The sequence below is a fragment of the Photorhabdus sp. HUG-39 genome, assembly GCF_963878365.1.
In the GTDB taxonomy this organism is placed as follows: Bacteria; Pseudomonadota; Gammaproteobacteria; order Enterobacterales; family Enterobacteriaceae; genus Photorhabdus; species Photorhabdus kayaii.
Genome location: NZ_CAWNWY010000001.1, coordinates 164,329 through 179,474 on the forward strand (window position 1 = coordinate 164,329; position 15,146 = coordinate 179,474).

16 protein-coding genes and 1 pseudogene are annotated in these 15,146 nt (G+C 44.1%); 6 read left to right on the top strand and 11 right to left on the bottom strand.

All coding sequences use genetic code 11. The features are described from left to right. Positions 1-16: 16 nt before the first annotated feature. Complete coding sequence (gene darE / locus AAC155_RS00770; RefSeq protein WP_113040643.1) at positions 17-1,306, top strand: darobactin maturation radical SAM/SPASM protein DarE; 1,290 nt, start codon at positions 17-19, stop codon at positions 1,304-1,306. A gap of 139 nt (positions 1,307-1,445) precedes the next feature. Here darE and lpxM read toward each other — a convergent pair whose 3' ends face one another. From lpxM to znuA, 3 genes are all read right to left on the bottom strand, one after another. Next, positions 1,446-2,414: a lauroyl-Kdo(2)-lipid IV(A) myristoyltransferase gene (gene lpxM, locus AAC155_RS00775; protein WP_113040784.1), complete on the bottom strand. Its 969-nt coding sequence runs from the start codon at positions 2,412-2,414 to the stop codon at positions 1,446-1,448. 151 nt (positions 2,415-2,565) lie between these two features. Then, positions 2,566-3,873 (bottom strand): murein DD-endopeptidase MepM, encoded by a 1,308-nt coding sequence (mepM, locus tag AAC155_RS00780; protein WP_113040644.1) that lies wholly within the window; start codon positions 3,871-3,873, stop codon positions 2,566-2,568. A gap of 20 nt (positions 3,874-3,893) precedes the next feature. Further along, complete coding sequence (gene znuA, locus AAC155_RS00785; protein ID WP_113040645.1) at positions 3,894-4,841, bottom strand: zinc ABC transporter substrate-binding protein ZnuA; 948 nt, start codon at positions 4,839-4,841, stop codon at positions 3,894-3,896. Positions 4,842-4,917: 76 nt separating this feature from the next. On the opposite strand from znuA, the gene znuC reads away from it, so the two are divergent. Both znuC and znuB read left to right on the top strand, forming a co-directional pair. Beyond that, positions 4,918-5,676, top strand: coding sequence for a zinc ABC transporter ATP-binding protein ZnuC (gene znuC, locus AAC155_RS00790; protein ID WP_113040646.1), 759 nt, complete (start codon positions 4,918-4,920; stop codon positions 5,674-5,676). Next, positions 5,673-6,458: a zinc ABC transporter permease subunit ZnuB gene (gene znuB, locus AAC155_RS00795; RefSeq protein ID WP_112876055.1), complete on the top strand. Its 786-nt coding sequence runs from the start codon at positions 5,673-5,675 to the stop codon at positions 6,456-6,458. The genes znuC and znuB overlap by 4 nt, the downstream gene beginning before the upstream one ends. 214 nt (positions 6,459-6,672) lie before the next feature. Here the strand turns inward: znuB and ruvB are convergent, their stop codons facing one another. The 7 genes from ruvB to aspS all read right to left on the bottom strand — a co-directional run bounded on the left by ruvB (position 6,673) and on the right by aspS (position 12,135). After that, complete coding sequence (gene ruvB, locus AAC155_RS00800; RefSeq protein WP_112876056.1) at positions 6,673-7,680, bottom strand: Holliday junction branch migration DNA helicase RuvB; 1,008 nt, start codon at positions 7,678-7,680, stop codon at positions 6,673-6,675. A gap of 16 nt (positions 7,681-7,696) precedes the next feature. Next, complete coding sequence (ruvA, locus tag AAC155_RS00805; RefSeq protein WP_113040647.1) at positions 7,697-8,314, bottom strand: Holliday junction branch migration protein RuvA; 618 nt, start codon at positions 8,312-8,314, stop codon at positions 7,697-7,699. Between the two features lie 79 nt (positions 8,315-8,393). Then, positions 8,394-8,915: a crossover junction endodeoxyribonuclease RuvC gene (gene ruvC / locus AAC155_RS00810; RefSeq protein ID WP_112896138.1), complete on the bottom strand. Its 522-nt coding sequence runs from the start codon at positions 8,913-8,915 to the stop codon at positions 8,394-8,396. 88 nt (positions 8,916-9,003) lie between these two features. Next, a complete protein-coding gene (locus AAC155_RS00815; protein WP_158536456.1) occupies positions 9,004-9,141 on the bottom strand; it encodes a hypothetical protein in 138 nt (45 codons plus the stop codon). An 11-nt stretch (positions 9,142-9,152) separates the two neighbouring features. After that, the gene (locus AAC155_RS00820) at positions 9,153-9,896 is read right to left on the bottom strand and encodes a YebC/PmpR family DNA-binding transcriptional regulator (protein WP_113040648.1); all 744 of its coding nucleotides are present in this window, start codon (positions 9,894-9,896) and stop codon (positions 9,153-9,155) included. Between the two features lie 29 nt (positions 9,897-9,925). Continuing rightward, entirely contained in the window at positions 9,926-10,363 is a 438-nt protein-coding gene (gene nudB, locus AAC155_RS00825) for a dihydroneopterin triphosphate diphosphatase (RefSeq protein WP_112876059.1), read from the bottom strand. Beyond that, entirely contained in the window at positions 10,363-12,135 is a 1,773-nt protein-coding gene (gene aspS, locus AAC155_RS00830) for an aspartate--tRNA ligase (protein WP_113040649.1), read from the bottom strand. The genes nudB and aspS overlap by 1 nt, the downstream gene beginning before the upstream one ends. A gap of 276 nt (positions 12,136-12,411) precedes the next feature. Here aspS and AAC155_RS00835 point away from each other — a divergent pair, with 276 nt between their 5' ends. Next, positions 12,412-12,807 carry an MAPEG family protein gene (locus AAC155_RS00835; RefSeq protein WP_113040650.1) on the top strand — a complete coding sequence of 132 codons (396 nt, stop codon included), beginning with the start codon at positions 12,412-12,414 and terminating at the stop codon, positions 12,805-12,807. 121 nt (positions 12,808-12,928) lie between these two features. On the opposite strand, the pseudogene AAC155_RS00840 reads toward AAC155_RS00835, so the two are convergent. Beyond that, positions 12,929-13,078 (bottom strand): annotated as a pseudogene (locus AAC155_RS00840) (type II toxin-antitoxin system RelE family toxin); the annotation flags it as partial. Between the two features lie 301 nt (positions 13,079-13,379). Between AAC155_RS00840 and cmoA the strand changes: the two are divergent. Then, positions 13,380-14,138 carry a carboxy-S-adenosyl-L-methionine synthase CmoA gene (gene cmoA / locus AAC155_RS00845; protein WP_113040785.1) on the top strand — a complete coding sequence of 253 codons (759 nt, stop codon included), beginning with the start codon at positions 13,380-13,382 and terminating at the stop codon, positions 14,136-14,138. Then, entirely contained in the window at positions 14,135-15,106 is a 972-nt protein-coding gene (cmoB, locus tag AAC155_RS00850) for a tRNA 5-methoxyuridine(34)/uridine 5-oxyacetic acid(34) synthase CmoB (protein ID WP_113040651.1), read from the top strand. The genes cmoA and cmoB overlap by 4 nt, the downstream gene beginning before the upstream one ends. Positions 15,107-15,146: the final 40 nt, after the last annotated feature.

Below are 15,146 nucleotides of genomic sequence, written 5' to 3' on the forward strand. Positions count from 1 at the left end.
CATGAAGGAGTTCTTTATGGACACAATAATCCCAATAAAACATTTAGATTCAGATGAATCATCGATTCTCAAGAAATCGCCTAAGATTAATTACAGACAGTTGGCTTGCAGAATTATCGGCGAAATCCCGGCTGAAAAGATATTAGATGATGATGAATTGGCTTTATATAATGAGGAGATGGGCATACACTTTAGCCCTGAAATTATTAATGCCAATAAGCTAGTCGTTGTTGTTAAAGCTACCAGGCTTTGCAATTTAAGATGTACTTATTGCCATTCCTGGGCAGAAGGAAAAGGAAATACGTTAACATTCTTCAATTTAATGCGCTCTATTCACCGTTTCCTATCTATACCCAATATAAAGCGGTTCGAATTTGTCTGGCATGGAGGTGAAGTAACTCTATTGAGTGTTAATTATTTTAAAAAACTTATCTGGTTGCAAGAACAATTTAAAAAACCAGATCAAGTCATTACCAATTCTGTACAAACCAATGCGGTCAATATTCCCGAAGATTGGCTGGTATTCCTTAAAGGGATCGGGATGGGGGTAGGTATAAGCGTTGACGGTATTCCAGAAATACACGATAGCAGGAGATTAGATTATAGAGGTAGACCAACATCTCATAAAGTTGCCGCAGGTATGAAGAAATTAAGAAGTTATGGCATCCCTTACGGTGCTCTTGTTGTTGTCGATAGAGATGTTTACGAATCAAATATAGAAAAAATGCTCTCTTATTTTTACGAAATTGGTTTAACGGATATTGAGTTTTTGAATATTGTTCCAGATAACCGTTGTCAACCCGGTGACAATCCTGGAGGAAGTTATATAACTTACCATAATTATATTAATTTCCTTTCCAAGGTTTTCCGTGTTTGGTGGAATGGTTATCAAGATAAAATCAATATTCGTCTGTTTCATGGATTTATTGACAGTATTAAATCATCTCAAAAGAAAATATCAGATTGTTATTGGGCAGGTAATTGCTCTCAGGAAATTATCACTCTGGAACCTAATGGTACTGTATCAGCATGTGACAAATATGTTGGCGCCGAGGGAAATAATTATGGTTCGATTATCGATAACGATCTTGGACATTTATTAGCTAAATCAAACACAAATAAGAATCATCTTAAAGAAGAAATGGAATCATACGAAAAAATGCATCAATGTAAATGGTTTCACTTATGTAATGGTGGATGTCCTCACGATAGAGTGACTAACAGAAAACATAATCCGAATTATAATGACTCATGTTGTGGAACCGGAGGTTTGTTAGAGACAATAAAACAAACCATAGCTGCATAAATGCTATCCTGATATTTTAAGTGCAAATATAAAATGCCTCGTCAAAATACCCCCTAACTATTGGATGCCATATCCAACATTAGGGGGACAATAAAAACTTTCAAACCGTGATAATAACTTTACATCTTTGCGACTAAAATCACAGATCTTCTCTGTTATACGGCCCAATATCACCCGCTTTCCGAGTCTTAAGCAATTTAAGTATCCAGGTGTACTGCTCAGGATTTGGTCGCACCAATTGTTCTAATTCTTCATTCATCCGACGAGCAATAAAAGCATCATCTTTGCCATCAATATCATCCATTGGTGGTCGAATATAAATATCAAGCTGGTGGGTACGGTAATTATAAACCGGAAACAGGGGCACAATAGCGGCACGACAAACCTTCATCAATCTCCCAATTGCCGGTAACGTTGCTTTATAAGTTGCAAAGAAATCGACAAATTCACTGTGCTCCTCACCATGATCTTGATCAGGCAGATAATATCCCCAGAAACCCTGGCGAACAGTGGCGATAAAAGGTTTAATTCCAGCATCACGGGAATGTAAACGACCACCAAATTGACTGCGAGCTTTATTCCACAAATAATCTGATACTGGGTTTTTTTGATGATGAAACATAGCCGCTGCTTTTTGTCCACCCGCCGTCAGCAATATCGCAGGAATATCCACAGCCCAGCCATGAGGAACCATGAAAATAACATTCTTCCCCTGCTCTTTCAGTTGAAGAATAATCTCTTCCCCATGCCACTGCGTCCGGCTTAACGTTGATTTTGTACCACGTAAACAAAGTTCAGCCAACATAACAAAAGGTTGAGGTGCGGTAGAAAACATCTTATCAATCAATGCTTCACGCTGTTGCTCCGTGAGTTCCGGCATACAGTAACACAGATTTATTCTTGCTCTACGACGTGCCCCTTTCGCAAACTTACCCGCTAGCCAGCCTATTTTAGCTAGCAGAGGATCACGCACTTTAACCGGCAGGTAAGCCAGCCCGGCCAACACACCAATGCCCAGCCATAATCCCCAGTAACGAGGATGCAGGTAAGATTTATGAAATGTCGGCACATAACCAGCTTTACTGTCTTTATCTGTCTCTTTATGCATGAGATAACTCTTTAAAACAAAACGATAATTTGCCATTTTAATACAGGGATCTATATCAACAAATGTCAACATATCTTGTTCTGCAATACAAAACGACAGCGGATGATATCAATCATCCGCTTTAAAGTCTGTTACTAATGAACAATTAAACTCAATCTAACAGAAGCTGAGGCGTTACCTCTTTTATCGTTGCCAGGAATTCTGTGCGTTCTTTACCACTCAAACCTCCAGAACGCGGTAATTTAGCCGTTAATGGGTTTACCGCCTGCTGATTGATCCAGAATTCATAATGCAAATGTGGGCCCGTAGAACGTCCAGTGCTACCGGACAACGCAATACGATCACCCCGTTTTACCTTCTGCCCTGATTTCACCAGCAGCTTTCTCAAGTGCATATAACGCGTGGTATATTGGCGGCCATGGCGAATGGCAATAAAGTTACCTGCTGCTCCGTTATATTTGGAGACAATCACCTCACCGTCACCCACCGCCAAAACAGGTGTTCCCACTGGCATGGCAAAATCCACACCTTTATGCGGCGCAACCCGACCAGTGACTGGATTCACACGCCGAGGATTAAATTGGGAAGATACCCGAAATTGCTTGGTGGTTGGAAAACGCAAAAATCCGCGCTCCAGACCGGAACCTTGACGATCATAAAAACGCCCATCTTCCGCCCGGATAGCATAATAATCTTTACCACCACTATTTAGGCGAACACCCAGTAATTGGCTCTGTTCACTGTGACCATCCAACATTTCACGGGACAGCAATACAGAGAAACGATCACCTTCATGTAATTTACGCAAATCAATTTGCCATTGCAGTGCTTTAGTGACTTCACGCGCTTCACTGCTGGTTAAGCCGGCATTTAAAGCACTGCTGGTAAAGTTACTATCAACAACGCCAACGACGACGCTGTTTTTCCACTCCCCTTTCTGAAACTCTTTTGTTTCTTTAAACAGATCGCCTTCACGGGTATAAATGCGCATTTCACGGCGGGAAACACCCCAAGTCAGCGTTTGCAAGTCACCCGCTTCATTGACTGTCCATGACAATGGCTGACCAATGTTCAGTCCCCGTAACGCTTTATGCTGACTCGCGAGTAACGCTACATCAGAAGAGTCGATACCAAATTGGGTCAGAATATTACTGAGGGTGTCACCGTCGGAGACAATATATTCATGCGGAGTTTGAGCCGTAACCTCTGAGTTCGTCTCTTCATCAGGAATACCCTCGTCCGGTAGCTGTTCACTGCTATCTGCAATAATCTCATCACTATTTACGGGAAGATTGATGGCGATGCTACCGACTGTTGTTTCTTCTTGTTCATGATGATAAGCAATAGGTTGCCACATAGTGACAACCAATGTTGCTACAGTCAGCGAACCCAACATAATTTTATGCGGTCGCGGTAACTCCTTATACACCAGAACGATAGTTTTAACTATCTGTTGCACTCATTGAATTCCTTATTACTTTAATTCAGGCAACCCGCGTACTGTTCCGACAACTGAGTTATAAATTTCATATAGCTGTCCTTATCCAATACGATGCGGCCTCCTAACGGATCTAACGTGCCCATACGCACTCCCGTATCCTTCGCCACAGCATTAATAACGGTCGGCCTGAATTGTGGCTCAGCAAAAATGCAGGTTGCTTTCTGCTCAACCAATTGTGTTCGTATATGATGTAATTTTTGTGCGCCAGGTTGTATTTCAGGATTAATCGTAAAATGTCCTAATGGCGTCAGGCCATAATGCTGCTCGAAATAGCCATAAGCATCGTGAAAAACAAAATACCCCTTACCACGCACCAGCTTAAGAATATTAGCAATATTTTTGTCAGTTTGCGCAAGCTGAGTATTGAATTTACGTAGGTTTACGTCCAGCGCTGCTTTTTTATGCGGATAACGCGCTTGTAATTGGTCATAAATCCCCTGTGCGACCTGTTTTGCTATTTCTGGTGATAACCAGATGTGCATATTATATTCACCATGAGAATGATGTTCATGACCATCTTCATGTTTATGTTGATCCGATTCGAGTAAATCTTCATTATTTTTCAGCAATAATGGCCTAATCGTTGGCAATTGTGCTAAAACTAACTGTTTATTTTGTGGAACTTTGGCTAACGGTTTAGACAAAAAGATTTCCATCTCAGGTCCAACCCACACAACTAAATCTGCCTGGTTAACTTTCTTAAGATCAGACGGTTTCAATGCATAATCATGCGGTGATGCCCCATCAGGTAACAGTACCTGCGTATCAGTTACACCCTCAGTTATTGCCGCAGCAATAAAACCCAACGGACGGATTGATGTTACAACATCGGCATTAACCGATTGTATCGTTCCTGACATGAAAACAGCAGTAATCGCAGTCTTACAGAGAAACTTGTGCGCTAGTTTATATGATTTGTGTAACATAATGTAAATATCTCGTGGACAGAAACCAGAATTGTTATATTATAACATCTCAATGTTCACGCAAGATATATTTAACATGTCGACACTCATCACTTTAAAAAATATTGCTGTTAATTTCGGCGATCGTCGGGTATTAAACAATATCTCTCTACATTTGCAACGAGGAAATATTCTGACGTTGCTAGGTCCTAATGGTGCCGGTAAATCAACTTTAGTCCGCGTTGTTTTAGGGCTTATTGAGCCATCATCCGGCACTATTGAATATACCGATGGATTGAAAATCGGCTATGTTCCACAGAAGTTGCATCTTGACCCCACCCTGCCATTGACAGTTAAACGCTTCATGATGCTAAAACCCGGGGTAAAATCTGGCGATATATTACCGGCACTTGAATGGGTGAATGCTGCTCATCTATTGCAGCAGCCCATGCAAAAATTATCCGGTGGGGAAAGCCAACGGGTTTTATTAGCCAGAGCACTATTAAATCAACCTCAATTACTCGTCCTTGATGAACCAACACAAGGGGTCGATGTTAATGGTCAATTAGCACTTTATGATTTAATCAATCAAATCAGGACCGAATTGCATTGCGCTGTATTGATGGTTTCCCATGATTTGCATCTGGTCATGGCGAAAACAGACGAAGTTTTATGCCTTAATCAACATATTTGTTGTTCCGGCACACCTGAAGTTGTTTCAACCCACCCTGAATTTATCGCGATGTTTGGTCATCATGGTGCTGAACAATTGGCGATATACCGCCACCAACACGACCATCACCATGATCTGAAAGGGAAAATTAGCTTGGAAAATAACAGGGAATGCCACTCATGATCGAATTATTATTCCCCGGTTGGTTGGCCGGCGTATTATTGGCTATTGCTGCCGGGCCATTAGGTTCATTTGTTGTCTGGCGCAGAATGTCCTATTTTGGCGATACTCTGGCTCATGCTTCATTACTGGGCGTTGCTTTCGGATTATTGCTAAATATTAGCCCTTTTTACACAATTATCGCCGTCACTTTGATACTGGCAATTATTTTAGTTTGGCTGGAGAAACGTCCTCAACTGGCAATCGATACTTTGTTGGGGATTATGGCTCACAGCGCATTATCATTAGGGCTAGTGGTTGTCAGTTTAATGTCTAATGTGCGAGTTGATTTGATGGCTTATCTGTTTGGTGATTTGTTATCAGTCACCTATGAAGATATTTGGTTGATTGCCATCGGTGTCACCATGGTCACCACGCTCCTGTTCTGGCAATGGAACGCCTTGCTCTCTATCACCGTCAGTCAAGAAATGGCTTTTGTGGATGGAATTAAAATACAGCGGTTAAGAGTGCTGTTAATGCTGGTAACAGCGTTGACAATCGGCTTGGCAATGAAGTTTGTCGGCGCACTGATTATCACCTCCCTGCTCATTATCCCGGCCGCTACTGCTCGCCGTTTTGCCCGTACACCGGAACAAATGGCCGGTATTGCTATTGCGGTTGGTACGCTTGCCGTCACCGGTGGATTAGCTTTCTCCGCCGTTTACGACACACCAGCAGGGCCCTCTGTCGTGCTATGTGCTGCGGTGATGTTTATTATCAGCCTGATCAGTAAAGCAAAAAATTGATCCACTGAGTGGGTATAACCCAATGGATTTCAAGATGCATCGCGACGGCAAGGGAGAGAATCCCCGGGAGCATAGGTAACGATGTGACCGGGGTGTGAGTGCAGCCAACAAAGAGGCAACTTGAAAGATGACGGGTATAACCCAGTTATCAGGAGAACGGGATAGGTTTCCCTTGCGGGAGTACCCATCCCGATTTTTCAGGTAATTAAACAAGTCATTCCTGATCTCTGACCATACCAAAATGGCGATAAGCATGTTCGGTGGCAATTCGTCCACGGGAAGTGCGTTGAATAAAACCCTGTTGAATCAAAAAGGGTTCCAGCACATCCTCAATCGTTTCCCGCTCTTCACCAATAGCAGCGGCAAGGTTATCTACCCCAACCGGCCCGCCCATAAATTTATCAATGATGGCAATCAGTAATTTACGATCCAGATAATCAAAACCGGCAGCATCTACGCTCAACATATCCAGCGCTCTGGTGGCAATATTGCCATCAATCGCACCATTCCCTTTTACTTGAGCAAAATCACGTACCCGGCGCAGTAAACGGTTTGTAATCCGTGGCGTTCCACGAGAACGCATGGCAACTTGCCGGGCGCCCTCATCAGTGATCGCTACCCCCATAAAACGAGCGCTGCGAGAAACGATACTTTGCAAATCGTCCACATTATAAAATTCAAGACGCTGTACGATACCGAACCGATCACGCAGTGGAGAAGTCAAAGAACCTGCGCGAGTAGTCGCCCCAATCAGGGTAAAAGGTGGCAAATCAATTTTAATCGAACGGGCTGCCGGCCCCTCGCCAATCATAATATCTAGCTGGTAATCTTCCATTGCTGGATAGAGAATTTCTTCCACTACCGGCGATAAGCGGTGAATTTCATCGATAAACAATACATCGTGCGGTTCAAGATTGGTCAGCATTGCCGCCAAATCACCCGCCTTTTCCAACACCGGGCCTGAAGTTGTGCGAAGATTAACACCCATCTCATTGGCAACAATATTCGCCAGCGTTGTTTTCCCCAATCCCGGCGGACCAAAAATCAGTAGATGGTCAAGAGCATCACCACGCTGTCTGGCAGCCTGAATAAAAATCTCCATCTGCTCACAGACCTGCGGTTGTCCGACATATTCAGACAACAATTTAGGTCTGATGGCGCGGTCAACGGCTTCATCATCTGGCAAAACTTCCGCAGAAACCAGACGGTCAGCTTCAATCATGGCTTACCCCTGTAACTTAGAGAACAGCGCGAAGCGCTTCGCGGATAAGTGTTTCACAATCCGCCCCCGGTTTAGCGACTTTATTTACCATGCGGCTGGCTTCCTGTGGTTTGTAACCCAAAGAGACTAATGCCGCAGCGGCTTCCGCTTCGCTATCAGCGTCAGAAGTTGTCTGTTTGGCCGTTGCCGGCAAATTAATATCACTGCTCTGATTGAAGAGATCGCCATTCAGCCCTTTAAAGCGATCTTTCATTTCAACCACCAGCCGTTCAGCGGTTTTCTTACCCACACCCGGCAGTTTAACCAGAGAAGCGATCGCCTCTTGTTCAATAGCAGAAACAAATTGCTGCGCAGACATGCCCGAAAGAATAGCCAACGCCAATTTAGGCCCAACACCATTCACTTTAATTAATTCACGGAATAGAGACCGCTCTTGCTTATCATTAAAACCATAAAGTAATTGCGCATCTTCACGCACAATAAAGTGAGTAAATAGAACAGCTTCCTGTCCAGCATCAGGCAATTCATAAAAACAGGTCATTGGCATATGAACTTCATAACCAACGCCATTCGTTTCCAGTAAAACCAAAGGTGGTTGTTTTTCCAGCACAATTCCTCTGAGACGCCCTATCACTCGTTTATCCCCTAAAAAATACAACTGATTGTTCTATTTATGGTTATAACATAAAAAAAGCTGGATGCATATCCAGCCGTTATCTTAAACGCCCACGCGCCAGGATTAATCTGGGATCACCAACCCGTAAAAGATTCTGATTAAAGTGACAATGGGTTATCGCAATCGCCAATGCATCTGCCGCATCGGATTGCGGATTAGCAGATAATTTCAGCATAGAACGCACCATATGCTGAATCTGACTTTTTTCAGCCGCCCCGGTTCCCACAACCGTCTGTTTAACCTGTCGGGCAGCATATTCAAAAACCGGCACAGATTGATTGACAGCGGCAAGAATAGCAACGCCTCGCGCTTGCCCTAATTTCAGCGCTGAATCGGCGTTTTTCGCCATAAAAACTTGTTCGATGGCAAAAGCATCCGGTTGAAATTGCGTAATAATTTCAAGAATACCTGCATAAATACGCTGCAACCGGTTAGGCAGATCATCAACTTTTGTTCGGATACAACCACTGCCAAGGTAGCTCAAATGACGCCCCTGCTGACGGATCACACCATAGCCAGTGACGCGGGAACCCGGGTCGATACCTAAGATAATCGCCATATTCTGTTTATTCGCCTTTGATTATCACCTTTAATATGAATGAGATAAAAACGTTAGAGAAAGTGTCCTGTACCACAGCACACTTTCTCTACGCTATATACCCGTTATCCTTCAAGTTGCCTCTTTGTTGGCTGCACTGACTCACCCCGGTCACATAGTTCGCTATGCTCCCGGTGATTCGCTCCCTTGCCGCCGCGATGCATCTTGAAATCCATAGGGTATACAACCCGATTGAAATTACAGCAAAGCAGCAACTTCATCAGAGATTTCACCGTTATGGTAAACCTCTTGTACGTCGTCTGAATCTTCCAACATATCAATCAAGCGCAATAATTTAGGTGCGGTTTCCGCATCCAATTCCGCTTTAGTGGACGGGATCATCGAAACTTCCGCTGATTCAGCCACAAAACCGGCGGCATCTAACGCATCTTTCACGTCACCAAACGTTTCTGGTGTGGTGTAAACATCAATCGCGCCATCATCATAGGTTTCTACATCATCAGCGCCGGCTTCCAACGCTGCTTCCATAACCGCATCTTCGTCCAGCCCTGGCGCGTAAGAAATCACCCCTTTTTTGGTGAACAGATAAGCAACCGAGCCATCAGTACCCAGATTACCACCGGTTTTAGTGAACGCATGACGAACATCAGAAACAGTACGGTTACGATTATCACTCAGACACTCAACCATCACCGCCGTTCCCCCCGGACCATAACCTTCATAAATGATGGTTTCCATGTTATCCGCTTCATCGTTGCCGACACCACGGGCGATAGCACGGTTCAGAGTATCGCGGGTCATGTTGTTGGACAGTGCTTTATCAATTGCAGCACGCAGACGTGGGTTAGATACAGGATCTCCACCACCCAGACGGGCTGCCGTTACTAGCTCCCGGATAATTTTGGTGAAAATCTTACCGCGTTTCGCATCCTGCGCAGCTTTGCGGTGCTTGGTGTTGGCCCATTTACTATGACCTGCCATAAGGTTCTCCGATAAAACGTCTAATAAACTTATTCAATAACAAACTCTTCAATCGCCTGCCGATTGCTCCACGACTTAGTGAGCTTTACTGCTTTATCCGCATCCAGCCACTGATAAGCCTGATGTTCAGTCAACAGGCATTCTCGCTCTTCCGGCAATGCCAGACAGAACCAGTACTCTTTATTGCGGGTGACTCCTGGAGCATAGCGATGACGCAAGTGGGTAAAAATCTCATAATAAAGAGAACGCCGGCAATCTATCAGTTCAAGATTTTCACCTATAATATCGATACCGACTTCTTCTTGCACTTCACGCAATGCTGTCTCCCACGGCGTTTCATCTCCATCAAGGCTGCCAGTTACAGACTGCCAAAAATCAGGATCGTCCCGCCGCTGTAACATTAGCACCCGTCGGCTGGAAAACGCATAAATAACCACCAGCACAGACTCGGGGCGCTTGTAAGCCATTATTCACTCTCTTTTCTAGCAACAACAAAGATTGATAACTCTTCAAGGGCCGCCGAATTGGCATAACTTGGCGCTTCCGTCATTAAACAAGCGGCAGCGGTAGTTTTAGGGAATGCGATAACATCACGGATGTTATCCGTTCCTGTCAGCAACATAACCAAACGGTCAAGACCAAATGCCAAACCTGCATGGGGAGGCGTACCAAATTTCAGTGCATCCAGCAAGAAGCCAAATTTCTCCTGCTGTTCCTGCTCATTAATGCCCAAAATACGGAACACCGCTTGTTGCATTTCATTACGGTGAATACGCACTGAGCCACCACCCACTTCGTAGCCGTTAATCACCATATCGTAAGCATTGGCAATAGCCGAAACCGGATTTTGCTCCAACTCCGCCGCTGACATATTACACGGTGAAGTAAATGGATGATGCATGGCAGTCAGACCACCTTCCCCATCATCTTCGAACATGGGGAAGTCGATAACCCACAGTGGCCGCCAGCTATCCAATTTTGTCAGGTTCAGATCGCGCCCTAATTTCAGACGCAACGCTCCCAAAGCATCAGTGACCACCTTCACACTACCAGCACCGAAGAACAAAATATCGCCATCCTGTGCACCGGTACGGGAAAGCAGACCTTCAATCACCTCTGCATTCAGGAACTTGGCTATCGGACTTTGAACCCCTTCCAGACCGGCAGCACGCGTATTGACTTTTATCCACGCCAGCCCTTTTGCGCCATAAATTCCAACGAATTTGCCATATTCATCAATCTGCTTACGACTCAATTCAGCACCACCTGGTACCCGAATTACGGCTACGCGGCCTTTACTGTCATTCGCCGGTTCAGCAAAAACACTAAATTCCACATCTTTAACCAGATCAGCAACATCAACCAACTCCAATGGGTTACGCAGATCAGGTTTATCAGAACCGAAACGACGCATCACTTCGGCAAACGTCATCACCGGGAAATGCCCCAGATCAACACCTTCAATTTCAAGCCACAATTCGCGGATCATTTTTTCCATCATTTCCCTTACCTGCTCAGCAGTCATAAAGGAAGTTTCCACGTCGATCTGGGTGAATTCTGGCTGACGATCCGCACGCAAATCTTCATCACGGAAGCATTTAACAATTTGATAATAACGGTCAAAACCAGACATCATCAGCAATTGTTTAAATAACTGTGGGGATTGAGGCAGAGCATAAAATTTGCCTTTATGAACACGACTCGGCACCAAATAATCACGAGCACCTTCGGGGGTTGCTTTCGTCAGCATCGGCGTTTCAATATCCAGGAAACCCTGATTATCCATGAAACGACGAACAAAACTGGTGATTTTAGCGCGTGCTTTCAGACGATTTGCCATTTCAGGCCGGCGCAGATCAATATAACGATATTTCAGACGCTGCTCTTCACTGTTCGTCTGATTGCTATCCAAAGGCAAAGGTTCGGAGCGGTTGATGATATTCAAACTTTCCGCAAAAACCTCTATTTCACCGGTAGCCATATCTTTATTGATTTGACTGTCAGGACGGGCGCGTACAGTACCGGTGATTTGAATACAGAATTCATTACGCAGTTCAGCAGCCTGAGAAAATGCGGCTTGCTGATCCGGGTCAAAAAACACCTGAACAATCCCTTCACGATCACGCATATCAATAAAAATCAAGCCACCTAGATCACGGCGGCGGTTTACCCAACCACAAAGAGTCACCTTCTGGCCTTCATGGGTCAGATTCAACTGCCCACAATAATCAGTACGCATACAATATCCTTTTACTCGGCTGTTGTGCTGTTGCTGCGGAAATTTTGGCATCGTTCTTGAACTTGAAAAATGTCATGAAGTGTCAAAAAAGGTCGCCATTATAATGGAAATTCTGCTCAGAGATAAGGGCAGGTAATATTCCGATGCTATACCATTGCTTGATGTCTGATAATCAGGCAATTTATTTTCAATTCCCATCTATTTATAGCGACAGTTTTATTTTTGGGGTTTATCATAACTTAATTGGCCAATTTCGGTTAGGCAATGGAGTTAAAAATGGTTAGCTCGCTTTATGTTGTGTTGGGCGCACTATTATTGATTAAGCTGTCTTTTGATGTGGTTAAGTTAAGAACACAATATCGTGTCTCATATGGAGACGGTGGTTTTTACGAATTACAAACAGCGATCCGCATCCACGGTAATGCTGTGGAATATATCCCTATCTCTATGTTATTGCTGGTCATGATGGAGATGAACGGCTCAAATGTCTGGACGATACATGTCTGTGGTTTGATTCTGCTCACCGGCAGAGTCTTGCATTATTATGGTCTGCACCACCGTGAACTCCGCTGGCGACGTTCAGGCATGGTAGCAACTTATCTCTCAATCGTATTAATGGTGATGACAAATATTTACTACTTGCCTTGGGAACAGATATTTTCTCTCTACTAACGAATACCACTGGCACTAAAATAACAGGCAGCAAACTCGGCTGCCTATTATTCTAACCATAGCTGTTCCCCATATAAGGAAGACTTTCCAACGTTGACATGCAAAGCGAGCAAGTGTTGGTTTTTTTACCTCTCCCACTTAATCTTGCTGACGGCACATGAGGATTCTCTAAGCGTTCAGCCAATTTTTTCTTTAGCTGCCCCTTAATTGGATGACCTAACTTCTTCCACTCTTTTAAGGCCCGCTTTTCAAATTCCAGACTATAGATCAGTTTGTTAAGATTTGATATGCCATACACCACCTCACTCTTTTACTTAAGCAAACAATAGGTCATTTAAAGGTGCTTTTAAATGCATCTTTACTTTTTTATATAAAACCCAAAGCTCCCCTAATGCTGACTGACTCATGAAATCAAGGATTGATCGCGCCATGATATGATTTTTGTACAACACTTAAATTCCTCAAATATTTCCATTATTCACTACTTTTAAGCACAGAGAAAATTGGTTCAAGGTCAAGCTTTACATCTGTTAGAATGCCACCTTCTTTTTTTTCTGATAATTAATGCTGTTATGTCAAATCAAGATCCTTACCATCAAAGGGATAGCCTGTTTGCCACGCCCATTGCCAATCTGGGAGACTGGCGTTTCGATGAACGGGTAGCCGAAGTTTTCCCTGATATGATCCAACGCTCCGTGCCAGGTTATTCAAATATTGTTTCCATGATTGGTATGCTGGCCGGTCGTTTCGTGACATCAAACAGTCAAATTTATGATCTGGGTTGTTCTCTGGGCGCATCAACCTTGGCAATGCGCCGCAATATTGCCGCTGAAAACTGCAAAATTATCGCCGTTGATAATTCCCCGGCAATGGTGGAACGCTGTCGTCGCCATATCGATGCTTTCCGGGCACAAACACCGGTTGAAGTCATTGAAGCCGATATTCTTAATATCGATATTCAAAATGCTTCGATGGTCGTACTGAATTTCACCTTACAATTCCTCAACCCGCAAGATCGACAAGGTTTACTTAACCGGATTTATCAGGGGTTACGTCCGGGGGGTGTTTTAGTTTTATCAGAGAAATTCAGCTTTGAAGATCAACAGATTGGTGAGTTACTGTTTAATATGCACCACGATTTTAAGCGTGCTAACGGATATAGCGAACTGGAAATCAGCCAGAAACGCAGCATGCTTGAAAATGTCATGTTGACTGATTCTGTAGAAACACACAAATCCCGTCTCCATCAATCCGGTTTTAACCATGTTGAAGTCTGGTTTCAGTGTTTCAACTTTGGTTCACTGCTAGCGATAAAAGGAGCCGATAAATGATCGATTTCGGTAATTTTTATCAACTTATTGCAAAAAATAACCTCCAGCATTGGCTTAATTGCCTTCCTGCTCAACTGCAAGAATGGCAAAAAGCGGCCCTGCACGGTAATTTTAAACCATGGGTAAAAACCCTGGAAAACCTACCCGAAATTTCACCGACCCAATTAGATCTGAAAAATGGCGTGATCGCAGAACGCGATCCGCCCCTATCCGAAGGTGAAAAAATTTGCCTTACCAATATATTGCGAGTATTCATGCCGTGGCGCAAAGGCCCATTCTCGCTTTATAGCGTAAATATTGATACTGAATGGCGCTCAGATTGGAAGTGGGATCGGGTACTGCCCCATATTTCTCCATTAACCGGCCGTACAATTCTTGATGTTGGTTGCGGCAGTGGTTATCACCTGTGGCGGATGGTGGGTGAAGGGGCTGAACTTGCCGTTGGTATCGATCCAACTCAGCTCTTCCTCTGCCAATTTGAAGCTGTCAGAAAGTTGCTTGGCAATGATCAACGTGCCCATCTTTTACCTCTGGGCATTGAACAATTACCGGCACTGGCCGCTTTCGATACGGTTTTCTCGATGGGCGTTCTCTATCACCGCCGCTCTCCTCTTGACCATCTCTGGCAGTTGAAAAACCAACTGGTATCTGAGGGTGAGTTAGTACTGGAAAGTCTGGTTGTTGAAGGAGATGAACATACCTGTTTAATCCCCGGTGAACGTTATGCTCAAATGCGCAACGTCTATTTCATCCCTTCGGCAAAAATGTTGAAAATTTGGCTGGAGAAGTGCGGTTTTGTTGATGTAAAAATTGTCGATCAGGCAGTCACAACGACGGAAGAACAACATCGGACAGATTGGATGAAAACTGAATCGCTATCTGACTTCCTCGATCCTGCGGATAACAGTAAAACCATTGAGGGTTATCCCGCTCCTCTGCGGGCGGTACTCATCGCCCGTAAGCCCTGATTTTGTCAACTGGCCCAAAGTTGGGCCAGTCCATAATAGA